Raw genomic sequence first — 22,780 nt, 5'->3', positions numbered from 1 at the left:
TTGTTCCTCTCTGCCGCCGGGCTATGATTGCGCTATGGATATTTTACGTGGTAAAGCTCACCTGCTGCTGGTCGCCCCCCTGGTCGCGGACGGACTGGGCGCCGCCCTGAAGCCGGAGCCGCACGTCAAGCAGGTGCTGCGTCAGGCAGACCGGGTGGGCCTGTCCGAGTTGGACCCGGACCGGGTGCGACTGGCCACCCGCCTGTCCGGGGCGGCCACCGCCCTCCTCGGAGTCTACCTGGTGGTGGGCAAGCACAAGCGCCCGGCCGCCTTCCTCCTGGCCGGCACCACCTCGGCCATGATGGCGGTCAACTGCCACTCCCACCTCGACGCCGCCCAGAAGCGGAAACTGCTCGGCTACGGCTCGGCCGTGGGCGGGCTGCTGCTGGCCACCATGGACCGCAAGGGCCTCCCCTCCCGCCGCTGGGAACGCGAGTTCCGCCGCGAACTGACCGCCCCCAGCCAGTCTTGATGGCGAGGTGGATGGCCCCGGCTCGACGGGGCCCGCTGCGGGCCAGCGTGACCCTGCCCGGGTCCAAATCGCAGACCAACCGGGCGCTCCTGCTTGGGGCCACAGCCCGCCAGCCCCTGGAAATCACCGGGGCGCTCCTGAGCCGGGACACCCTGCTGGCTGCCCGCGCGCTCCAGCAGTTGGGGGTTCGCTTCACCGGAGACCTGACCGTCCACGCGCCCGAGCGGTTCACCCTGTCCGGCCAGATCGACTGCGGCCTAGCTGGGACGGTGATGCGATTCGTCCCGGCGCTTGCGGCCTTTGGCGAGGGGACCGTCCGCTTTGATGGGGACGAGGCGGCCCGCACCCGGCCGTTGAAGGACCTGTTGGACGCCCTGGTGGCGCTCGGAGCCCGGGTCGAATACCACGGCGAACCCGGCTCGCTACCCTTCTCCCTGACCGGTCGCACCGGCGAGTTCCCCACCGAGGTGACGCTGGACAGCTCGGCCACTTCGCAGTACCTGAGCGCCCTGCTGCTGGCCGCCCCGGCCGCTCCGCAAAGCTTCACAGTTTCGCTGACCGGAACCGTTCCCTCCGCCGCCCACGTGGAAATGACCACCCGGATGCTGGCCGACCAGGGGATCCCGGTCCGCTACGACCACGGCTACCTCGCCTCGGCCACCCGACCGGCCGGGGTGCCCATCACCGTCGAACCCGACCTGTCCAATGCCGGGCCGTTCCTGGCAGCCACCCTCATCTGCGGGGGCCAGGTGACGCTGCGCCACTGGCCTGCCGAGTCCACTCAGGCGGGGGCCGACTGGGCCTCCCTCCTGCCACTCTTTGGCGCCGAGGTGATCGAGCACGGCTCCGACCTGGTGGTCCGAGCCGGTTCAGCGCCCTGGGAAGGGGTTGACCTGGACCTGGGTCGGATCGGAGAGTTGACGCCAACCATTGCGGCGCTGTGCACGCTGGCTACCACTCCCTCGCGCCTGCGGGGGATTGCCCACCTGCGCGGGCACGAAACCAACCGGCTGGCGGCCCTGGTCACCGAGATTCGTCGGTGCGGGGGTGAGGCGGAAGAGACCGAGACCGGCCTGATCATTCGTCCCGGCCAGCTCCACCCCGCGGACTTCCGCGCGTACGCCGATCACCGGATGGCGACCTTCGGCGCCCTCCTCGGACTGGCCCTGCCCGGCTCCTCTGTGGACGACATCGCCTGCACCGAAAAGACGCTGCCCCAGTTTCCCGCCCGGTGGGAAGCGCTGCTGGCCGGCACCAACTCGCCCGCGATCCCCTCCCTCGGAGAGGCGCTCGCCCGTGGGTAGGCAGGACAGCGGCACCGACGACCCACGGGTCAAAGTTCGGGCGGGCAAAGGCTCGAGGCCCCGCTCCAAGCGTCGACCCGACTATTCGAAGGCGGCGCGCGGCCAGGTGGTAGCGATCGACCGGGGCCGATACACCGTCTACGTCGACGGGGTCCGAGTTCAGTGCGTGAAAGCGCGCGAACTGGGCCGGGGCGCAGTGGTGATGGGCGACCTGGTGCACCTGACCGGGGACCTGTCCGGCACGGGTGGAACCCTGGCCCGGATCGTTGAAATCCTGCCCCGCCACGGGGTCTTGCGCCGCTCGCTGGAGGAGGTGCCCGGCGCTCGCGGAGAGAAGATCGTTGTCGCCAACGCCGACCAGCTGGTGGTGGTCACCGCCGCCGCCGACCCCACCCCCCGCGCCGGGATGGTGGAGCGGTGCCTGGTGGCCGCCGATGAAGCTCAAATCCCAGTGATCCTGTGCATGACCAAGACCGACCTGGCCGACCCGGCGCCTTTCCTGCGCCAGTTTGCCGGCTTCGACCTGCAGGTGGTCCAAACTCAGCGCGGCGGGGACCTGAGCGAGCTGGCCGAGGCTTTGGCCGGCCGGTTCTCCGTCCTGGTGGGCCACTCGGGGGTGGGCAAATCCACCCTGATCAACGAGCTGATTCCCGGGGCTGACCGCCAGGTGGGCGAGGTGAACGAGCTGACCGGGAAGGGGCGCCACACTTCCACCTCGGCGGTGGCGTTGGAGCTGCCCGCAGGCGGATGGGTGGTGGACACCCCGGGGGTCCGATCTTTCGGCCTCTCCCACGCGGAGGAGGAAAACGTGCTCCGAGTCTTCCCCGGCACCCTCGCCGCCACCGAGTATTGCCTGCCAAACTGTTCTCACCTGGCCGGCGAGCCGTCGTGCGCTCTCGACACTTGGGCGCGGGGCGAAGCCCCGTTTGACGAGGGGGACTTGGCTTGGCGCCAGGACCTGGTTCAGCGGGCCCGGGGGCTGCTAGAGGCGGTAGCTACTCCGTCACCGTGAGCGCGGCCAGCACCGCCTCGTGCAAGTGCCCGTTGGTAGCCAGTCCGTTGGCACCCCAGGGGCCCTCCTCGCCTTCGAGCGAGGTGAACCGTCCGCCGGCTTCGCGCACAATCGGGACCAGGGCGGCCATGTCGTAGAGGGCCAGTTCCGGCTCGCACGCCAGGTCGACCGCGCCTTCGGCCACCAGCATGTAGCTCCAGAAGTCGCCAAAGGCCCGGGTGCGCCAACAGGAGGACTGCAGGCGCAAAAACTCTCGGCCCCGGTCCGCCTCCAACCACCCGTCCAGCGACGAGTAGGAGAGGAACGCCTCGTCCAGGTGCCGCACCTTGGACACGTGGATTTGGCGGCAGCGCTGCAGGGAGGTGCCGGTGTGGGCGCCCAGCCCGGTCGCCGCCCACCAGCGTCGGTGCAGGGCGGGGGCCGACACCAGCCCAACGACGACGTCGCCGTCCTCCACCAGGGCAATCAGGGTGGCCCAGACGGGGACCCCGCGAACGAAATTGTGGGTGCCGTCGATCGGGTCGATGATCCATTGGCGCCGGGACGAGCCGGTGGCGCCCCGCTCCTCCCCCACCACGGCGTCGCGGGAGCGAGAGGTGGCCAGGTGGTTCCGAATCATGTCCTCGACTGCCCGGTCAGCGTCCGAGACCAGAGTCAGGTCGGGCTTGGCTTCCACCTGCAGGTCGACGGCTCCAAACCGCTTCATCGTCAGATCGTCAGCCAAATCTGCCAGATAGTGGGCAAGACGCAAGTCGTCAAGGTATTTGCGGGGATCGTCCATGAGTCTTAGGTTATCGTAAACGACCCAATCCCCGGACTATACTGCCCATATGCCTGGCCGATTTGTCATGATTTCCTCCCGTGAGCAGGAGGTTCTTGCCCACAACGAGCGCCAAGCCCTGCTCGGATTCACCGGTTTGACCGAACACGAGCTTCGGTGGGTGCGCCTGGAACACGAGCCGTTTCCCGCCCTGAAGTTAGACGAGTGGGATGGCATTATCCTGTGTGGCTCCCGCTTTGATTCCAGTGCGCCCGAAGAGTCCAAATCCGACTGGCAGTTGGAGGTGGAGGCCGGGCTGCGCGAGCTCTACGGCCGGGTGTTGGAGGCGGATTTTCCTTTCCTCGGTCTCTGCTACGGGATGGGCACGCTGAACACTTACCTGGGCGGAGTGGTCGACTCGACCTATGCCGAGGAGATTTCCGCACCCGAGCTAACCCTGACTGACGAGGGACAACGGGACCCGCTGCTGACCGGGGTGGCACCCAGGTTCCGAGCCTACGTCGGGCACCACGAGGCGATTACCGAACTGGCCCCAGGACTGGTCACCCTGGTGTCGGGAAAGCAAGCCCCAATTCAGATGATTCGGGCGGGGAAGAATGTTTATGCCACTCAATTCCACCCGGAATTAGACCAGGCGGCAATTGAGCTGCGAATTGATATTTTCTCGGACGCGGGCTACTACCCGCTGGAAGAAAGAGCCAGAATTGAAGCCGGGGTTCGCGGGGTGAATACCCGCTCGGCCCATCGAGTGCTCAGGAACTTTGCCCAGTTGCACCAGGAGAGTCGCCACCTGCGCTAGCTGCTAGGTGACCAGGGGCCGGGTGACCAGAGTCCGGGTGACCAGGGGCCTGTGACTACCGGCCGGTCAACTATGGGCTTGTCGGCGCAGGTCGGCCAGTTCGGTGGCGTCGTACCAGGCCAGCGGCGAGTCGCAAATGTCCGCCACCAACTCGTCCAGTTCCTCCTGCGTGGTGGCCAGGCGCGCCGCAGCGATCAGTCGGCGCACATCCCCATCGTCGACCTGGAATGAGTCGACGTCACTCCACTCGGCAATTGGGCCGGCACCGATGGCGACCACCCGCGCCGGGAGTGCGCTCGAGTCGGCCAGAACTAAGGCCAGAGAGTCAAAGGCCGCCTCCGCCAAGGCTTCCTCGTAGAACAGTTCCAGCGCCTCCCCCTTCAGGTCAGCCGGGGGAAGAGCCTCCACGGATTTACGTCCCGGCGGAGTAGGCGAATTAAGCTCCTCAGCGGTGAGGGGAAGGAAATTCCGCATCGATTAATGCCTCTCATAAGTATCATTTCGGTGCCCGATGGCGCTCAGGAACAGTCTACTGCCTGCTGTGGACAACCACTTTGGCTCCTGCGGCGGGGAAGGACAGAACCCGTCCGCGAGTCGCCGTCCCCCGATTGACCAGCCCGGATGGTTCCTCGGCCCCCTCAATAACTGCTGGAAATATCCACAGGCAGGTACGAGCGAACGTGCAAAACGCAGTGAACGTCTTTTCAATTCGGTAATACCCGCGAATTTTTCCCCGTTGAAATTGCGATTGACTAGAGGCACGCTTGGGTAATTGAAAAACGCAAAGGAGCCGACATGAACCGCCCACCAACTCACCGTCACGCCCGAGGGATCCCCCTTGCCCCCAGGCTGTGGCCCATTCTCCTCGTAGCCGTCGGGCTGCTAGCCCTGGAGCCGGCTCTCGGAGCCCTTGGCCGCGGCAGCCCCACCGCCTCGCTGCAGTTGGCACTGGTAGTACCGGGGGCGTTGGTAACCGTCTGGCACCTATGTTGGTTGACTTTGGCCGGCCTGACCAGATGGTCGGTGTTGCCCGCGCGCCTGAGCGCAACGCTCCGGAGTCAGGTGCTGTCCCACGGAACCCCGCTGGCTCGGCGGATGCTAGCGGCGGGGGCCGGTGGTTTGGCGGCCGGAGCTTTGATCCTGCCTGCCGCCCACGCCGACGAGGGGGAGACGCTTTGGCCCCGGCTCGGTTCCACCGCGGAGGAAAGCCACCTCTGGCCGACCGGGCCGGCCTTGGTGGCCACCGCGCCGGTGCCATCTGGGCCGGCTAGCTCAGAGTCTATTGACCCAGCGTCAAATGGCCCAGTGCCAGTTGACTCAGTGCCAGTTGATTCAGCGCCAGCTGGTCCAGTGACAGTCGACTCAGCGCCGTCAATACCTGACTCGGCGACCTCAACCGCGGCCGCGGAGTCCGGGTTGGATCCCGCACCCACGCCCCCGAGTATCGACTCGCCGAGGGTCGACTTGGACCCAGCCCCACCCGCGGTGTCGACCCCAACCACGGTCCGGGCCGACCCCAGCCCACCAACCAGGACGCCCAGCCACAGGAGCGGGCCCCCACGCCGAGTGGGGCGCCCCTACCAGGGGCCAGCTCAGACCGGGCCCAGCAGCTATCGCCCCTCCCTCTCCGCAAACTCAGCTCGCCCGCTCGAAACGGCCACCAGCGGCTCTCGGGCACAGTCCGGGACCGGGGTCACGCCCGCCCCCAATCCGACCGAGAGCACCATCCGGGTGCAGGTTGGTGACAGCCTCTGGAGCATAGCCGCCGGCCAGCTCCCATCTGATGCCACCAACGCTCAAATCGACGCCCGGTGGCGAGAGCTCTACCTGAAGAACCGCGACATGGTCGGCCCCAACCCAAACGTGATTCAACCGGGACAAGTCCTGGCGGTCCCCCCACTGAAAGACGCTGAAAGGAACAGTAATGGAGCCTGAAGAAATCGAACCCAGCGAGTCGCCCGCACCCCTCCCGCCGGCAGCCTCCCCATTCCATCCACTCCCCCGACTTTTTCCACCCGAGCCCGGTGAGCGCCCGCCCACCTTGCCGCTGCCACCGGCGGGCCTGCCGGTGCTGCGCTGGGACCTGCGGGCCGATCAGCGGTGGGACTGGGCCCCGCGCCAACGTCGGATTCCCACCGACGCGGAGCTGGAGAACGCGCCGCCGGTGCCCGAGGTGTTTGATCCCCTGGTGTGGAGCCGAAACATCGCTCGGATCATCTTTGACATTCTGGGTGGCCGCCGGGATTTGAACAGCGTTAGGCGGTGGCTGGATCCCCACCTGTACACCCGGCTCCGGGCTCGCCTGGCCGCGATGCCGGACGACCCACCCGCCTCAATGGCGGCGCGGGTGCGGTCGGCCCGGATCTGTCAGCTAACCGAGCACGTGGTGGAATCCTCCGTCGTGATTGAGGACCAGCGGCGGTGCCGAGCAGTGGCACTCAGAATGGAGATTTTCCGGGGCCGGTGGAGGCTAACCGCCCTTGAAGTGGCATAAGAGAAGCGGCGCGGGCTTCTGCCCGCGCCGCCCACTCGGTCTAGTGACCCTTGTTCTTCCGCTTCTTCTGCTGAGCGCGGCGCTGGGCCCGGTTCCCACTGCCCGTCTGCGCTTCGGTGGAGGCAGACTGGGTGGTGAGCCGGTTCGACTGCGCCTGACGACCCACGTTACCCATCACGGAGGCAACCTTAGCCAGGTTCGCACCCTCCGTTTGGGCCGCGGGCTTGGCGGGAGCGGCAGCCGGCTCGGCCTCGGTCTGGTCACCTGAGCCGGGCTCCGCCGGACCGGTGGCAGTGGCCTGCTGCAAGCTGGCGGCCGCCTCGGCCTGAGCCTGCGCCTGCTGTTCCAACGCCGCTTCGAACTGGCGGCCAAAGCCAAACACCTGCTGGACGGATTCCTCACGGATCCGGCCCATCATGGACTGGAACATGCGGGCCGCCTCGTCTTTGTATTCGACGAGCGGGTCGCGCTGGCCCATGGCCCGCAGCCCGATCCCTTCCTTCAGGTAGTCCACCTCGTAGAGGTGTTCGCGCCAGAGCCGGTCGACCGTGGCGATCACGACGCGACGCTCCAGCTCGCGCATGGGCTCCTCGCCCAGCTGGATCCGCGCGATCAGGTTGTCGTTGATCTGCTCTTCCAACTCCTCGTATGCGGTGTGAATGTCCCCGAGGATTTCCTTGGTCAGGGCGTCCCGGGTCAGGCCTGAAATCCCCCCGTGCTCGGCTTCCACCTCGTCAATCGTGATCGAGACCGGGTAGTACCCGCGCAGGTTGGTCCACAGCTCCTTCAGGTCCCATTCCGCCGGGGCCTCACCCGCAGCGAACTGGGCCACCAGCTCGGTGATCAGTTCATCCATGAAGAACTGGATCTGCTCGCGCATGTTCTCGCCCTCGAGCACGCGGCGCCGCTCACCGTAAATCAGTTCGCGCTGACCGGTCATGACGTCGTCGTACTTCAGGACGTTCTTGCGAATCTCCTGGTTCCGGGCCTCCACCTGCGACTGGGCCGACTGGATCGAACGGGAGACCACCTTGGACTCCAGGGGCATGTCCTCCGGATACGCGCCCGAAGCCATGATCCGCTGCGCCATCGAAGAGTTGAACAGCCGCATCAGGTCGTCTTCCATCGACAGGTAGAACCGGCTCTCCCCGGGGTCACCCTGACGGCCCGACCGGCCGCGCAGCTGGTTGTCGATCCGGCGAGACTCGTGGCGCTCAGTTCCAAGGACGTAGAGCCCGCCGAGCTCAACTACCTCATCGTGTTCGGCGGCCACGGCTCGTTCGGCCGCCTCCAGCGCCTCGGGCCAGGCGGCCCGATACTCCTCCGGGTTGGCCACCGGATCCAGTCCGGCCGCCTCCAGATTCGCCTGAGCAATGAACTCGGAGTTTCCGCCAAGCATAATGTCAGTCCCACGACCGGCCATGTTGGTGGCCACCGTGACCGCGCCCTTCCGGCCGGCCATTGCCACCACCTGAGCTTCACGCTCGTGCTGCTTGGCGTTCAGCACCTGGTGGGGAATCCGGCGCTGACGCAACAGCGAGGAAACCAGTTCGGAGCTTTCCACCGAGGCGGTGCCAACCAGGACCGGCTGCCCGTTGCGGTGGCGTTCCTGAATGTCGTCCACGATCGCGCGGAGCTTGCCCTCCAGCGTCGGGTAGACCAGGTCGGGCTGGTCCACCCGAATCATCGGCTTGTTGGTCGGGATCGGCACGACCCCAATCTTGTAGGTGGAGGCAAACTCGGCCGCTTCGGTCTCAGCGGTACCGGTCATACCGGCCCGGGAACCCTCCGGGTAGAGGCGGAAGTAGTTCTGCAGGGTGATGGTGGCCAGCGTCTGGTTCTCCGCCTTGATCTCCACCCCTTCTTTGGCTTCGATCGCCTGGTGCATACCCTCGTTGTAGCGTCGGCCCGGAAGAACACGACCGGTGTGCTCGTCCACAATCAGGACTTCCCCGTTTTGGACGATGTAATCCTTGTCGCGGTGGAACAGCTCTTTGGCCTTGATTGCGTTGTTCAAGAACCCAATCAGCGGGGTGTTGGCCGCCTCGTACAGGTTCTCCACCCCGAGTTGGTCCTCCACCTTGTCGATCCCGGCTTCCAGGACGCCCACAGTCTTCTTCTTCTCGTCGACCTCGTAGTCGACGTCGCGCTCCATGGTGCGCACCATCCGGGCAAACTCGGTGTACCAGTGGTTCAGGTCGCCGGCGGCCGGACCCGAGATGATCAGCGGGGTCCGAGCCTCGTCGATCAGGATCGAGTCCACCTCGTCCACGATGACGAAGTTGTGTCCACGCTGAACCATGTCCTCTTGCCGCTGGGCCATGTTGTCACGCAGGTAGTCGAAGCCGAACTCGTTGTTGGTGCCGTAGGTGATGTCGCAGTTGTACATCTCGCGGCGCTCGTCGGGGGTTTGGCCGTTCAGAATACAGCCGCAAGTCAGGCCCAAGAACCGGTACACCCGGCCCATCATGTCCGATTGGTACTTGGCCAGGTAGTCGTTGACGGTGACCACGTGGACACCTTTGCCCGACAATGCCCGCAGGTAGGAGGGCATGGTCGCCACCAGGGTCTTGCCTTCACCGGTTTTCATTTCCGCGATGTTGCCCCGGTGCAGGGCCGCGCCGCCCATCACCTGGACGTGGAAGGGGCGCATGTGCAGCACCCGCCACGAGGCTTCCCGCACGGTAGCAAAAGCTTCCACCAGCAGGTTGTCCAGCGTTTCACCCGCTTCCAGGCGGTCCTTGAACTCGGCCGTTTTCCCCTGCAGTTCTTCGTCAGACATGGCCGAGAACTCTTCGGCCAGAGCATCCACCTGGTCGGCAATTCGGTCTAGCTGCTTCAAAGTGCGGCCCTCGCCGGCCCGCAAAATCTTGTCAAGAAGAGACACTGAAGCTCCTTGTTTCTGCTCTATTTTGTCTGGTGCAAATCCTGCACCTATCCCATGACAGTCTACGGAAAATGGCGGCCAAACGCGACATTGCCCCCATTTTGCCGACTGGGCGTGAATCCCCGACCAGTCGGCAAAATGGGGGGCTGCCCCTGCGGGCAGCCCCCCATCAAAAACCTAAAACTACAGGTCAACCCTGGTGTTCAGCCTGATCACCCCGTAGGTCCAGCCGCTGCGGTGGTAAACCACGCACGGCTGCTTGGTGTCCTCATCCACGAACAGGAAGAACGGGTGACCCACCAACTCCATCTGGTACAGCGCCTCATCCACGCTCATAGGAGCCGCTTCGTGCACCTTCTGCCGGACCACAACCGGCGAGTCCCCCAACTGCTCTTCGCGGGCTTCCCCAACCTGCAGGTCGCCGGCGCTGCGCAGGTGGAAGTTCTCCGCATTGGAGAGGTCCTCCCCCGTCTCGGCCGAATCCCCGTGAGCTGCATCCAACTCCACCTCAAGCTTGGGCTCGTTCCGATGGCGCCGGTGGTCCTTCACCCGGTCGCGCAGGCGGCGGAGTCGCTCGTAGAGCTTCCCTACCGCCAGGTCAATCGCAGCGTAACGGTCGGCAGCTTCGGCTTCCGCTCGAATCACCGGGCCCTTTCCGTAGACGGTCAGTTCAATTCGTTCCGCCGTGTCCGCTAGGCGCGGATTCTTTTGCCGGGTGACCACGACGTCGACCCTTTGAGCTCGCGGGTAGAAGAGCGTAACTTTCTCCAGCTTGCCTTCAGCAAGTTCACGGAATGTGGGACTGATATCGGTGTTACGACCGTTGATGATGATATCCATGAGGATCCTCCAGGAAGAGAACAATCTGACAGGATTAGGCTTGGTCCAGCCAAGCCGCGAACGCCTCCTTTACTGTCCGGTTAAATAATCATACGTGATCGCCGACACATCCGCGGACGTTACGCTCGGGCGAGGACCAGGCCTACCTGGACCGGCTCCCCCACCTCGTGCCACATCTCCCTCATGGTGGCGCCAGTCGTGAGCACATCATCCACCAGCACAACCGCGCATCCGGGCGGCGGTTCCGCAACCAGCGAAAATGCCCCCTCGCGTCCGGACCGGCGGGCCCGGGACCCTCGGCCCGTCTGACTGCGCCGACCCACCCGCAACTTCAGCGCCGGGGCGAGGCGAACCCGGGAGCCGGGCAGGCTGGCCGCCAGCGAGTCTCCCACCCCACGGGCCACCGAGGGGACAATCTCCCGCCGATCCCAGCGCCGGCGCCAGGAGGAGGGCGCCGGCACCACCCAAATCTGGCGGGCCGGCTCCAGCACCTCGGCGGCCGCCACCGCCAGCGTCGCCCCCGCCTGGTACAGGAACCCGTCCAGGTTCTGCCCCCGCTCGTGCTTCGCGCTCAAAATGATCGACCGCAGCGGACCGCCGTAACGTCCCAGCGACCAGACGGGAACCGTGGGGACCCCCCAATCGTTGTCGAGTGAACCCAAGTTTGGCTCGGCCCCGGCCAGCATTTGGCAGTCCGGACACAGCCGCCAATCCCACCGGCCACAACCGGCGCACGATTGCGGGTAGAGCAGACTCATGGTTCAGTTCTAGTCGAAAGCGGCCACGCCGGCTCCCCCCTGTGGATAACTCAGCCGGCGTAGGAGATGGCGCTGACCCGTGCCTCCAGTGACCTCCACACCCCACCGGAGCGGGAGTAGTACTGCCCGGTCGCCGTTTCCAGCAGAATACGGCCGGCCTGCCCCCCGGCGCTGACCCGGATCGTGTCACTGGGTGCCCCCAGCACCTGGGCAAATCCTCCGAGCGCGACAATCCGCACTTCGCGCTCCTCCCCATGCCCCGCCAGGAACACCATTTGGGTCGAGCCGGCCCAGTCACCATCAACCAGCCCGGCCCCGGCCAGGGACACCAGGTCAATCTGGTCGATGCTCTGGGGCGCCCCCAACGGATCCCGCACCACGACCGCGTTCATCGCCTGCAACCCGTCAGCCCCGTCAACCAGCACCAGCAGGTGGACCCCGTCGGGGGAGACGACCACCTTCCTGATCTGGGTGGAAACCCCCTGCGGCAAAGCCAACTCCACGCTTTCCCCCCGCGAGTTGATCGCCACCACTCCGGACGCCTCACCCGAGGAAGTCCAGGTCCAGTTCCAGCGATCGACCGAGGGGGCGGTGGGGGTGGCCAGCTCCACGTGGTGCACTTCGGTCCCGTCCCAAACTGAGATTCCGTCCTGAATCCACGCGATTGCCCCGTCGGCAATGGGCGCGCGAGCGGGACTCTTGGCGTCGGGTCCCACCAGCTCGGCCGGCACCACCGGGGACCAGCCTTCCCCGGCCGAAACTGCGATCGCTCCGTCGGAGAGCGCCACCGCGGCGTCGAGCTCCAAGCTGGCGGAGAACGGGTCGGGGGTGGCGGGCAGGAGGACCGAGTTGATCTGGGTGACCACCTCGGTCACGTTCGTCATCTGGAACAGGGTGGCTGAGAGTTGACGGGAAATATTCTCCTGGGTCCGTCGGTCCCCAGGCACCTCCCCCTCCATGTTGACCCGCACGGTTTGCCCGTCCACCTCCACCCCCTGGGTGGGGAGGGTGAGCGAGCCGGACAACGCGGAGTAGACCGCAGGAGCCAGCTGTTCACTGGGGCCCGCCAGGAGGCCCGTGACCAGGTGGGAGGCGAGCCGGCGCCGCGGGAACCACCTCGGGTCCGGGACCAGGGACTCCTGGTCGGGCGCCAAAAAGTACAGTTGCTGGGCCTGGTAGACCGCCTGGAAGTTCGCCTTCGACAGGATCACCCCGTCGTCCATCCGGCTGATCCGCCACTGGTCGTCGACGCTGCGAACCAAATCAAAGCTGAGCTCCACGGTGGTGGCCTGGCCCGGCGACAGCACCCCCTCCTCGTCGAGCGTGGCGGTCACTTCTGTCTCCAGGTAGACGGTGGCCGTGCCGGTCCCGGTCATTTCCAGGCGCAGCCCGGGGGTTTGCTCGGTCGGGTAGATCAGCACTCCGGCCCGCGGGTTCCAACTGCTGGCCAGGTCGTCCTTCAGGTACTTCTTCGCCGTCAGGTAGTCGTCGGTGGAGCCGGCTGCCGAGGCGCGCAGGAAGTCGCTGATGATCCGCTCGGGCGTGGAGTTCCGGACCGGGCCAAACCCGAGTTGCTCCACCGGTTCCGTGTTGGGCGCGGCCACCTCGAACGCCTGCGGGTCGCCGCTGGTCGGCATGGTGGCGCACCCGCCGAGGAACAGTGCCCCCACCAAAACTAGTGCCCGCCACTTGGTTTTCACTGCGCTCCTCCCGGTGAACTCAGTGGGAATCCGAACTTGCGGGGCACCGTGAACTCGAAGGTGGCTCCCTGCCCGAGCGCACCGCGGGCCACGATCCGGCCCCGGTGGGCGGCAATGTCCTCTTTCGCGATGGCGAGTCCCAGCCCGGTGCCCCCGGTGGTCCGAGCCCGGGCCGGGTCGGCGCGGAAGAACCGGTCGAACACCCGGGCGATCGTCTCCTCGCTCATCCCCACCCCGTGGTCCACCACGCGGACCGTGATCTCGCCGGGAGCGGCCTCCACCTCCACCTGCACCGGCTTGCCTTCCGCGTGCTCGTACGCGTTGACCAGCAGGTTCCGGATTACCCGTTCAATTCGCTTGGAGTCCACCTCTGCCAGGGGCGAGTTCGGTCGGGCGGACAGGGTGACGTAGACGCCCAGGTGGTCGGCCAGTTCCTGGACGGAGGCCATGGTCTTTTGCGTTAGGGCATACAGGTCGGTCATCTCGATGTCGAGCTGGGTGGACTGCGCGTCGTAGCGCGAAATCTCTAGCAGGTCCGCCAGCATCTCCTGCATCCGCCCCACCTCGGAGAAGAGCAGTTCGGCCGAACGCTGCGGCGCCCCGCTCAGCTCACCCCGGGCCTCGTAAATCATCTCTCCCGCAATGGAGATGGTGGTCAGCGGGGTGCGCAGTTCGTGCGACACGTCCGAGACGAACTGCTGCTGCAACTGAGAGAGCGTGTCGTACTCGTCGATTTGCTGCTGGAGGGATTGGGCCATGTTGTTGAAGGCGGTCCCAAGCCGAGCCATCTCGTCCTGCCCGGACACCTCCACCCGGCTCTCCAGGTCCCCGTCGGCCAGTTTGGCGGCCGCCTCGGCGGTGGAGCGGACCGGCCGCAGCAGGGCGTAGACCAGCCAGAAGGACGCCACCGCGATGATCAGCAGCAGCGGCAGGGTTGCGACCGCGAAGATGCGGATCACCAGCGCCACCGACTGTTCCTCGGACTCCAGGGAGTAGACGATGAACAGCTCGTAGGGACCGGCCTGCGGGACGTCCACCAGGGAACCCACCACGATGCCCGGCACCGCCTCGGGAATGGCAATGGACTGCCAGGCGCTCTGCCCGCCCTCCACCAGCTCCCGCAGGGCCGGGGTGATGGTTTGGCGCATCTGCGGGTTGGACAGCTCGTTGACAATAAAGGTGTTGGACGAGTCGGGGGCGCGCAGCAGCATCACCGAGACCGCTCCGGCACCGGCTGCCGAGTCGCGGGTGTAGGCCACCAGCTGGGAAACCAGGTCCTGGACCTGGTCGGTGGTGGCAGCGGTGGACTGGTCCAGGGTGTTTTGCGCCTGGGTGAAGCGGACCGAGGCGTCCTCCAGGATGGCGTCTTTGCGCACGTGAAACAGTTCGTTTCGCATCTGACCGACCGCGATCAGCCCGACCACCATCATCAGAGCCAGCAGCATCAGCGTCAGCGTCAGGGCCACCCGGATCGACAGGGACCGGTGCAGCCGCCTCCGGCCCCGCTGCAGTAGTGCGCTCACATCCCTGTGCCGGCGCGGTATCCCACCCCGCGAACGGTGACGATCAAGCTGGGGTTTTCCGGATCGCGCTCAACTTTGGAGCGGAGCCGCTGCACGTGCACGTTCACCAGCCGGGTGTCCGCCACGTGGCGGTACCCCCAGACCGATTCAAGCAGTTCCTCGCGGGTGAACACCTTCCATGGCGCCCGCGCCAGCGTCACCAGCAGGTCGAACTCCAACGGGGTCAGGTTGATCCGCTCATTCCCGCGGCGCACCTGGTGCCCGGACACGTCAATGTTCAACTCACCCAGGGTCATCTGCTCATCCTCGGGCTGTTCGACCGAGCGGAGACGGGCCTTCACCCGCGCCACCAGTTCCTTGGGCTTGAAGGGCTTGGGGACGTAGTCGTCGGCCCCGGCACCCAGTCCAGCCACCACGTCCGAGGTGTCCGAGCGGGCGGTCAGCATCACGATGGGCACGTTTGATTGGCGCCGAATCTCCTCGCAGATTTCAATGCCGTTTTTCCCGGGCAGCATCACGTCGAGCAGCACCAACTCGGGGTCAACTCGCTGGAACTCTTCCACAGCTTTTGCCCCGTCAAAGCACTCAACGACTTCGTAACCTTCGGCGGCCAGAACCAGGCTGATCATCTCCGCTAAGGCTGAGTCGTCGTCAACTACCAGTATTCGCGAAGTCATATGCTGATGGTGTCACGAACGGCAATGGCTGTCATCTTCACAACTCCCTACGTCTGGAATGGTCCCGGCTCCGGTGCGGACTCTGGCGGAGGAGGGGGTTCAGAGATCCCGTCGACCACCTCAAAATGGGCCCGTTGCTTCACCAGTGAAGTGAATCCGCCGCTGACCTCCGGGGCCGGCTGCTGAGCGGCCTCCCGAACCGCCTCGACCAGAGCCATCAGGTCGTCGTCGGACGGGGCCGCCTCGTCATAGTTGATCTCCAGCCGAACCACGTCCCAGCCTTTCGGGACGGTCAGCTGGGTGACGTGGCGTTCGCACAGGTCGTAGCTGTGCGGTTCAGCGGTGGTGGCCAGCGGACCCAAAACCGCGGTGGAGTTCTGATAGTCGTAGGTCAGCGTTCCGACCGCGTGCCCGGGGCATCCCGGTTTGGAACAATACCGCATTGACACCCTCTCCTTATCGAACGTTTCCATAATAGCCAAAGACACCTTACTCTGGGACCATGATGGAAGTAGTCTCCCCCGCCGGGTCATTTCGGACCCCTCGGCGCCGCAAGGACCGACACGGTCGACGCCAAAATGGGGTGCTGGTTCCCGCCATTTTGCCCGCGTCCCGCTCGCGCAGAGAGAAATTTGATCGGGAAATTCTGGCCATCCTCACGCGGATGAAGGCCCGCTTCCCCGAGATTGGCGAAATCGAGTTCGGGGTGGAGGACGTCCCGCCGTCAACGCCGGCCCCCTGGGAGGATTTCGACGTCTGCCTGGCGCGCTCCTTCCCCCGGGATCGCACCCGCGGACTGGCTAACCGGATCGTGGTGTACCGGCGCCCGGTGATGCAGCGCTGCGGACCCGAAGGCTGCTACCCGCTGCTGCGTCTGCTCTTGGCGTATCGAATTTCCGAGCTTCTGACCGTCGACCCGGAGGAGCTCCTGGCGATCGGCTAGGGGGAGACGACCACCTGGACGGAGGACTCGGTCAGCCCGGCCTCCCCCAGCGGGGCTGCCGCCCAGGCCGAGCCAAAATCGGTGGTCAGCTCCTGGGTTAGAACCGCCCAGCGCGGGGTGGAGAAGGTCAGTTCCTGGCCCGCCTCCACCTCGACCTGCTCCACTCGTCCGGACTGATCCACCAGGGTGACCGTGCCCGCCACCGGCAGGACGAGGCGGGTGAGGGCGGACGAGGGCCCGATCAGTTCCCGGGACTCCACCAGTTCTCCCTCAACCACCGGGTCGGGCGCCCCGGCCAGCTGCCGGGAAATACTGGCCGCCAGGTCTGCCGATCCGGTCAGGCGCAGGCCCGCCACCTCCGGCAGGGTGAGCTGGGTGACGCCCGGTTCCGCCAGCAGAGTTTGGGTTCCGTTGAGCGCGCCGGCGCCGTCCTCTGACAGCGCTTCCAGGCTGATCTCCACCGGCTGATCCCCCGGGTTCAGCAGGTTCAGGACCGCGCCCGCACCGACGGCGGGAAACACGAGTTCCCGGGCGGGTGATTGGCTGCCCACCTGGGCGATCCCCCGGGTCACCTCACCGGCAAACCCGGAGCTCTGCAACCAGGCGGCCACCCCGAGGCCGTCCGCCTCCACGGTCAGGGCCAACCGGGGTTCCTCCGGGAACCAAACGGCCGGGCGCCAGGCAATTGTGGACTTGGCCGGCACCGTCATCGGCGGGGCCTCACCGAGGGTGCCGCCAATGGAGTATCCGCGGACCCGGGCGGTCACCGGCTTGTCCCCCGGGTTGGACAGAATCAGGACGGTGTCCTCTCCCACGTCGGTTGAGCCTCCAACCAGCGCGAGCCGGTTGGCGGGTACTTGGCACGGGAGCGTCGCCAGCGCCACCGGTGGGCCGTCCAGGTAGCGGGTGGTGGCGAGGGCACTGGGGAAATCCTCGGCCCGGCTGACCGTCCCGGGCAGGACGGCGGTGCCGCCCCCGGCCAGCGGCTCCGTGTCCGTCTTGGGCCAGACTGACACCTCGGCGACCACCTGCACCGCCGGGTTCACTGCGGCATCAAAAATCCCCGGGGCGCAGGCCAGCCGAAGCTCCTGCCCGGTGGTGTTGACTTCAAAGCTCTGCTGGGCGGGAACCGGGCTCGGAGCGGTCCAGGCGCCCATCAGCCCGACCGGTACAGCGGCAAGCAGCGCGGCCGCGCTGAGCATCCGAGCCGCCAGCATCCAGTGTTTACGAGCCATCGAGCACCTCCCACCGGGCCCGCCGGGGGCGCCACGGCACTGCCGCCAACGCGACCAGGCCCACTGCCACCCAGCTGCCCACCTGCCACCAGCGCAGCCACGGCGGCTGGTAGCGGAAGGTGATGACCCCCTCGCCCGCGGGCACCGCAAACGCCTGGCGCCAGTCCGAGCCGGTCGGCTCCAACTCGACGCTGCCGAGCCAGGCCCGCCACGACGGGTCCGCCGTTTCGGCCAGGGTCAGGGTGGTCGGCTCAGAGAGACTGACGCTGACGGCCGGAACCGGACGGCCCTCCGGCCCGAGGGTCGCGAGCGCGGGTAGACGCCCACCGGGCCGCACCCGCCACATGGTTCCCAGGTCGGTGGTTCCGATCCGCTCCAACCCCTCCGTGGCGTCAAGGTGATCGTGCAGCGAGCCGTAACCCACCGGGCTGGTGGGGGTGAGCAAAATGATTTCGACCGCGTGGTCCGCCAGCGCCTGGGCGGCCTCGGTACTGGGGCGAGCGGTTAGCTGCCCGACCGCGTCGGCCAGGTGTTCCCGCGCCGGATTGGCCGCCTCAGCCAGCAGTCCCGCCGATAGGTCCTCCTGACCGCGGGTGCCGTCGCGCCAAAGCTGGGCCTCCACCTGCTCGGACGTTTGGGTCAGGACCAGGGTGCGGGCCGAGCGCTCTGACGCGGCCGCCTCGCGCGCAACCAGCGGGGCCCCCGGGTGCGGGGACAGGCCGGCCGGCGTGCCGGGAGCCAGCGGGCCAACCACGAGCAGGCCCACGAATGAGGCCAGCCCCGCCGCGGTCGCCAGGCTCGCGCCGGCCCCCACCCAGCGGGTGCGCCGCGGCAAAGTGGAGGGACCGGCAGCCCCCAGGGCGGCCACCAGGAGCGACAGGAACAGGGTGGCTCGGACCGAGCCTGGCTCGCCGTCGGTCCCCACCAGGACCCAGACGCTGGCCACCGCCCCGAGCCAGGCGCTGCGAACCAACCAGGGCCGGCCCCGTCCGGGCCAGCAGGTGTAAAGGAGGGAGGCGAGGGCCGCCAGCAGCAGGACCCCGGCTCCGGCCCACTCCCAGGCCGTGAGGACCGACTGGGCTCCGACTCGGGCAAACCCGCCGGTCGGGGTTAGGGCCGCTTCGAGGGAGGTGACCAGGGAGGGGGCGCCCACCAGGGCGGCGGGAACCCAGGCCAGGGTGACCGCCCAAAATGAGAGGGCCCGGCGGGTCCCGGTGGCTGCCAACAGGTAGCCGAGGACGGCGGCGGGGACAATCAGGGCCGGGGAGCCCGCTCCAACCGCCAACAAACCGAGGGCCGCCACCGCCCCCCAGGTGAGCGGGTCGTACTGCGAGGTGATCATCGTGTCGACGACGCCCTCCACTCGCAGGCCCACCGCGGGCCGGGTGGCGCGCCAGAGGCCAACCAGGACCGGAGCCAGGCCGAGCCAAACCAGGATCAGGCTGAGGTCGCCTCGTCCGATCGCTTCGAGAAACAGCGGCTGCAGCGCCCAGGTGAGCGCCGCTCCCAACCGCCAGGCCGGCGAGTGGGTGAACAGGCGCGCCACCAGCCACCCGCCGGCGGCCGCCAGCGGCAGTGCCGCCACCAGCAGGGCCTGGGTCAGGGCGGGTGGGTTGAGCCAGAAAATGGAGAGGAGGGGGAGGACCGGGTTGACCGGACCGGGGGCGCCGGAGCCGGCCGCCACCCACGGCGACCAGGCCTGGTCCCACAGCGAACCGGGCAGTTCCGCCCAGCTTCCCCCGGTGAATCCTCCCAGCAGCGGGTACCAGTAGTACAGGCTGAGCAGGGTCGGGATCGCCAGCGCGGTCAGAAACGCGAGCCGGGTGCCGCGGCGGTGTTCGGCCAGCAGACGCCGGCTGATCTGATCCAACTGGTCGATTGGCTTCGGCCGGTGATGGGCGACCCGCCGGGCCAGGCGCCGCCGATTCTCCAACCCGGCCGCGGAGGCCTCCAGCGGGCAGAGTTGGCGACGCGGAACCACGGAGACCCGGGCTAAGCGCCGCCGACCCCGGATCAGGGCGGGTAGGCCCCAGAGCAGGTCCAGATAGGCACCCAGTTCGGCGCCGGCCAGGCGGGGCTGGCGCATGATCAGGCGCGCGAGGGCCCGGGCCACCGACCAGAGCGCGAGGAGGGGGATCAGCAGCGCGGCCCAGAGGGCCACCGTGCCCAGGAGCCAGTTGTAAAGCTGTGCTTCGCGGCGCCGGCGAAACTCCCCCCGCTCCAGCGATGCCCGCCGGTGGGCGACCCGCGCTTTCGGGGCCACCACCACCCGGTAGCCGGCCCGGCGCAGGCGCCGCCCAAACTCGAGGCCGTCCCCGTAGGGTCCCAGATGCGGGTCAAAGCCGTGGAGTTGATGCCAGGCGTCAGCGCGCACCAGCAGTCCGGCCGACCCGGCGGCCAGCACGTCGACGCGGTCATCGTACTGGCCCTGGTCGATTTCCTTTTCGGTTCCGAGCGGGACCCGCCTGCCGGTGGCGGTCGCCTCAATTCCCAGCTCCAGCAGCACCTGCGGAGCGTCCCACCCCACCTGTTTGGGTCCGACCGCGGCGATTGCTGCCCCCTGGCTGGCGGCGCGCATTAGTTCCGCCAGGGCGCGCGGCTCGGGTCGGGCATCGTCGTGCAGCAGCCAGTACCAGTCGGGCTGGCTGGCGGAGGTGATCACCTGGCGCAGGGCTTGGCCGAAATTGTCAGCACTTTTGAGCGAGACGACCTGAACCTCGGGTGGGAGCTCAGGCAGGGTGACCTCGCCGACGGTGACGACCGTGAGCAGATCGGGAGGGGTGGTTTGAACTGGCAGGGCTGACAGCACCTCGGGCAGGTCGGGCCCCCCGGTGGTCACTACGAGGGCATGCACTGCCGCCATTAGATCGCTGCGCGTCGCAGTCGTCTACGCTCCCGCTCAGAGAGGCCGCCCCAAATGCCGAACCGCTCGTCGTTAGCCAGGGCGTAATCCAAGCATTCTTCCCGCACTTCGCAGGCGAAGCAGACGGATTTGGCCTCCCGGGTGGAGCCGCCCTTCTCGGGAAAGAAAGCTTCCGGGTCAGTTTGCGCGCACAGTGCGTGCTGTTGCCAGGCGAGCGGTCCGAGGTCTTCGACGTCAGCGGACCAGGAGATGTCACCGTCTCCAAAGATGTTCCACACGCGCACTCCCCCGCTCTGTCCGTAAGACACTGGCGTCCTACTCCATAATTACACCTATGTAATTCGGATTAGTCAAGTGCGAAGTTGAGGACTGTCAATCTTCAAACCCGCGTGGCGCCGAAACGTCATTGACTCCCGTATGCTGTGCATATGAACTCTCTTGCCGGACCTTCGACCCAGGTGTGGGTCGAGCGACTTGCCAACAGAAAAGAGCCGCTGCTCACTTGGTATTCTACCGGTCGGGTCGAGCTGGCGGGGCCGGTTTTGGCTCGCTGGCTGGCCAAAGTGGATAACTATTTAGACGCTGAGTTTCCCTTCGGGGCGGCCACCTTCCACCTGCACCTGCCGGACTGCTGGCAAAAGATCGTCTGGGAGGCGGCACTGGCACTTCGAGGCTGGGAGGCCGGACCGGCCGACCAGGTGGAACTGGTGATTTCTGACGACCTGGAGTTGCTGACCGCGGCGGCAGGCGCCGGGCTCACGGCCATCGCCCAACCGACCGATCCGCTGGCTCTGAGCTGGTCCGGGGAGCTCCCGGCCGGGGTGAGTGACGCCCCCGGAGAGTTGAACTCGCAGGCCGATCAGCCCCTCGCTTCGCTGCCCGACGGGCCGCTCTGGCCGGTGGAAAACAACCTGCTGGCCGGCCTGCCGGTCCCGCCCGGGCGCGTCTTCGTCCAGCACCCGGAGGTGGGCAAGCTGCTTCAGCTCTGGTGGCACGGCGGCTCCGCCCTGGTGATCGACAACTGGGCCGACGACCGTGAACGCACCCGCTCGCTGATGGATCAGGAGCAGGCCGAGCAGGTCCTGGCCTAGTCGGCCGAGCCGGCCAGGTAGCTGGTCAGGTAGGTGCCCAGCCCCTCCCACTGGTCGGTCGGCGCAAAGCCCAGCGACTCAATTTTGCTCAGGTCCAATACCGAGTAGGCGGGGCGAGGCGAAATCGGCCCCGACTGATCCCGGTAGTACTCGTCGGTGCTCACCGGGGTGACGTCCCCGGCCGAGCGACCGGCCAACTCGAACACGCGGGCGGCCACCTGTGCCCAGGAGGCCGGCTCCCCCGAGCCGGTCACGTTGTAGGTTCCGGCCGGCGCCCCCGAGTTCAACAGGAACGCAATGGCCCGGGCCAGGTCCGAAGTGAAGGTCAGTCGGCCCACCTGGTCGTCCACCACGCGGGGGGAGATGCCCCGCTCGGCCAGCGACGCCATCGTCCGGACAAAATTGGCCCCGTCCCCGATCACCCACGAGGTCCGCAAAATGTAGTGACGCGGGTTGGTGGTGGCGGCCAGATCCCCAGCCGCCTTCGACTGGCCGTAAACGCCCAGCGGGGACAGCGGCGCCCGCTCCGAATAGGGGGCGGTCGCGGTCCCGTCAAAGACGTAGTCGCTGGAAATGTGGACCAGGGTCACCCCGTGCTGGGCGGTGACGCGGGCCAGTTGGGCCACCGCGGTGGCGTTGATCGCCCACGCGCTCTCCCGCTCGGTCTCCGCCGCGTCCACCGCGGTGTAGGCCGCCGCGTTGATCACCGTGGAGTACTCGCGCCACGGCCGCTGATCCTCAATCTCACCGGTCAGGTCAAAAGTGTCCCGATCGACGTACTCAACGGACGTGTCTCCCTCGAACTGGGCGGCGAGGGCCCGGCCCAGCTGTCCGCCCGCGCCGATCACCAGGGTTTTGCGCGGGGCAATCGGCTCGACCTCACCCAGGGGCGGGTGGGCCAAATCTTTGGCGGAAATCTCCACCTGTTGGAGTGGGATCGGCCAGTCAATCGCCAGGGTCGGGTCCGCCAGGTTGACGAAAGCGTACTCGGCTTCCGGCGACCAGTGGTCGTTCACCAGGTAGGTATAGGCAGTCTCGGGGGCCAGGGTCTGGTATCCGTTGGCCACCCCACGCGGAACGAACACGGCCCGGTCGGGGCCAACCTCCACGGTGACCACGGTGCCGAACCCGGGCCCTTCCCGCAGATCCACCCAGGCACCGAAGATCCGGCCGGTTGCCACCGACACGTACTTGTCCCACGGCTCAGCGTGCAGGCCCCGCGTGGTCCCGGTCGTTTCGTTGAACGAAATGTTGTTTTGCACCGGCAGGAAATCTGGCAGCCCGGCCGCGACCATTTTCTCTCGCTGCCAGTTCTCTTTGAACCAGCCGCGGTTGTCGCCGTGCAGGTCCAGGTCCACAATCAGCAGGCCGTCGATAGCGGTATTCGTGATTTTCACTCGG

20 protein-coding genes are annotated in these 22,780 nt (G+C 66.9%); 7 read left to right on the top strand and 13 right to left on the bottom strand.

Annotated features, from left to right (window positions below):
• Positions 1-34: 34 nt before the first annotated feature.
• The 3 genes from SAC06_RS02725 to rsgA are packed head-to-tail and all read left to right on the top strand — an operon-like array spanning position 35 to position 2,788.
• Positions 35-472 (top strand): hypothetical protein, encoded by a 438-nt coding sequence (locus tag SAC06_RS02725; RefSeq protein WP_350258682.1) that lies wholly within the window; start codon positions 35-37, stop codon positions 470-472.
• Positions 472-1,776 (top strand): 3-phosphoshikimate 1-carboxyvinyltransferase, encoded by a 1,305-nt coding sequence (aroA, locus tag SAC06_RS02720; RefSeq protein WP_350258681.1) that lies wholly within the window; start codon positions 472-474, stop codon positions 1,774-1,776. Before SAC06_RS02725 ends, aroA begins: the two co-directional genes overlap by 1 nt.
• A complete protein-coding gene (gene rsgA, locus SAC06_RS02715) occupies positions 1,769-2,788 on the top strand; it encodes a ribosome small subunit-dependent GTPase A (RefSeq protein WP_350258680.1) in 1,020 nt (339 codons plus the stop codon). Before aroA ends, rsgA begins: the two co-directional genes overlap by 8 nt.
• On the opposite strand, the gene hisN is transcribed toward rsgA, so the two are convergent.
• Positions 2,772-3,569 (bottom strand): histidinol-phosphatase, encoded by a 798-nt coding sequence (hisN, locus tag SAC06_RS02710; RefSeq protein WP_350258679.1) that lies wholly within the window; start codon positions 3,567-3,569, stop codon positions 2,772-2,774. The genes rsgA and hisN overlap by 17 nt on opposite strands.
• Positions 3,570-3,618: 49 nt before the next feature.
• Between hisN and SAC06_RS02705 the strand changes: the two genes are divergently transcribed.
• A complete protein-coding gene (locus SAC06_RS02705) occupies positions 3,619-4,368 on the top strand; it encodes a glutamine amidotransferase (protein WP_350258678.1) in 750 nt (249 codons plus the stop codon).
• Positions 4,369-4,434: 66 nt separating this feature from the next.
• Here the strand turns inward: SAC06_RS02705 and SAC06_RS02700 are convergent, their stop codons facing one another.
• Positions 4,435-4,776 carry a hypothetical protein gene (locus SAC06_RS02700; RefSeq protein ID WP_350258677.1) on the bottom strand — a complete coding sequence of 114 codons (342 nt, stop codon included), beginning with the start codon at positions 4,774-4,776 and terminating at the stop codon, positions 4,435-4,437.
• Positions 4,777-6,292: 1,516 nt separating this feature from the next.
• Here SAC06_RS02700 and SAC06_RS02690 point away from each other — a divergent pair.
• Positions 6,293-6,862, top strand: coding sequence for an Rv3235 family protein (locus SAC06_RS02690; RefSeq protein ID WP_350258675.1), 570 nt, complete (start codon positions 6,293-6,295; stop codon positions 6,860-6,862).
• Positions 6,863-6,902: 40 nt separating this feature from the next.
• Here SAC06_RS02690 and secA read toward each other — a convergent pair whose 3' ends face one another.
• The 7 genes from secA to SAC06_RS02655 form a co-directional block, all read right to left on the bottom strand.
• The gene (gene secA, locus SAC06_RS02685; protein ID WP_350258674.1) at positions 6,903-9,749 is read right to left on the bottom strand and encodes a preprotein translocase subunit SecA; all 2,847 of its coding nucleotides are present in this window, start codon (positions 9,747-9,749) and stop codon (positions 6,903-6,905) included.
• Between the two features lie 183 nt (positions 9,750-9,932).
• On the bottom strand, positions 9,933-10,589 hold the full coding sequence (gene hpf / locus SAC06_RS02680; RefSeq protein ID WP_350258673.1) for a ribosome hibernation-promoting factor, HPF/YfiA family: 657 nt from the start codon (positions 10,587-10,589) through the stop codon (positions 9,933-9,935).
• 119 nt (positions 10,590-10,708) lie between these two features.
• Positions 10,709-11,347 (bottom strand): competence protein ComF, encoded by a 639-nt coding sequence (locus tag SAC06_RS02675; RefSeq protein ID WP_350258672.1) that lies wholly within the window; start codon positions 11,345-11,347, stop codon positions 10,709-10,711.
• Between the two features lie 50 nt (positions 11,348-11,397).
• Positions 11,398-13,047, bottom strand: coding sequence for an LpqB family beta-propeller domain-containing protein (locus SAC06_RS02670; protein WP_350258671.1), 1,650 nt, complete (start codon positions 13,045-13,047; stop codon positions 11,398-11,400).
• Positions 13,044-14,570 carry an MtrAB system histidine kinase MtrB gene (gene mtrB / locus SAC06_RS02665; RefSeq protein ID WP_350258670.1) on the bottom strand — a complete coding sequence of 509 codons (1,527 nt, stop codon included), beginning with the start codon at positions 14,568-14,570 and terminating at the stop codon, positions 13,044-13,046. Before mtrB ends, SAC06_RS02670 begins: the two co-directional genes overlap by 4 nt.
• Complete coding sequence (gene mtrA, locus SAC06_RS02660; protein WP_350258669.1) at positions 14,567-15,247, bottom strand: MtrAB system response regulator MtrA; 681 nt, start codon at positions 15,245-15,247, stop codon at positions 14,567-14,569. Before mtrA ends, mtrB begins: the two co-directional genes overlap by 4 nt.
• Positions 15,248-15,294: 47 nt before the next feature.
• Positions 15,295-15,690, bottom strand: coding sequence for a DUF3499 domain-containing protein (locus tag SAC06_RS02655; RefSeq protein WP_350258668.1), 396 nt, complete (start codon positions 15,688-15,690; stop codon positions 15,295-15,297).
• Positions 15,691-15,749: 59 nt separating this feature from the next.
• On the opposite strand from SAC06_RS02655, the gene SAC06_RS02650 reads away from it, so the two are divergent.
• Positions 15,750-16,190, top strand: coding sequence for a metallopeptidase family protein (locus tag SAC06_RS02650; RefSeq protein WP_350258667.1), 441 nt, complete (start codon positions 15,750-15,752; stop codon positions 16,188-16,190).
• Here SAC06_RS02650 and SAC06_RS02645 read toward each other — a convergent pair.
• Genes SAC06_RS02645 through SAC06_RS02635 form a run of 3 tightly spaced genes read right to left on the bottom strand, consistent with a single transcriptional unit; the run spans position 16,187 to position 20,566 of the window.
• Positions 16,187-17,425, bottom strand: coding sequence for a DUF5719 family protein (locus SAC06_RS02645; protein WP_350258666.1), 1,239 nt, complete (start codon positions 17,423-17,425; stop codon positions 16,187-16,189). The genes SAC06_RS02650 and SAC06_RS02645 overlap by 4 nt on opposite strands.
• Entirely contained in the window at positions 17,415-20,288 is a 2,874-nt protein-coding gene (locus tag SAC06_RS02640; protein WP_350258665.1) for a glycosyltransferase, read from the bottom strand. Before SAC06_RS02640 ends, SAC06_RS02645 begins: the two co-directional genes overlap by 11 nt.
• Positions 20,288-20,566, bottom strand: coding sequence for a WhiB family transcriptional regulator (locus SAC06_RS02635; protein WP_412766225.1), 279 nt, complete (start codon positions 20,564-20,566; stop codon positions 20,288-20,290). The genes SAC06_RS02640 and SAC06_RS02635 overlap by 1 nt, the downstream gene beginning before the upstream one ends.
• Positions 20,567-20,716: 150 nt before the next feature.
• On the opposite strand from SAC06_RS02635, the gene SAC06_RS02630 reads away from it, so the two are divergent.
• On the top strand, positions 20,717-21,379 hold the full coding sequence (locus SAC06_RS02630; protein WP_350258664.1) for a hypothetical protein: 663 nt from the start codon (positions 20,717-20,719) through the stop codon (positions 21,377-21,379).
• On the opposite strand, the gene rfbD is transcribed toward SAC06_RS02630, so the two are convergent.
• A complete protein-coding gene (gene rfbD / locus SAC06_RS02625; RefSeq protein ID WP_350258663.1) occupies positions 21,376-22,776 on the bottom strand; it encodes a dTDP-4-dehydrorhamnose reductase in 1,401 nt (466 codons plus the stop codon). The two genes, SAC06_RS02630 and rfbD, sit on opposite strands and share 4 nt — an antisense overlap.
• Between the last annotated feature and the right edge of the window lie 4 nt (positions 22,777-22,780).

Source organism: Scrofimicrobium sp. R131 (assembly GCF_040256745.1).
GTDB classification, from domain to species: Bacteria; Actinomycetota; Actinomycetes; order Actinomycetales; family Actinomycetaceae; genus Scrofimicrobium; species Scrofimicrobium appendicitidis.
The sequence above is the reverse complement of the archived record's forward strand: the minus strand, read 5'-3'. Positions and strand labels throughout refer to the sequence as shown.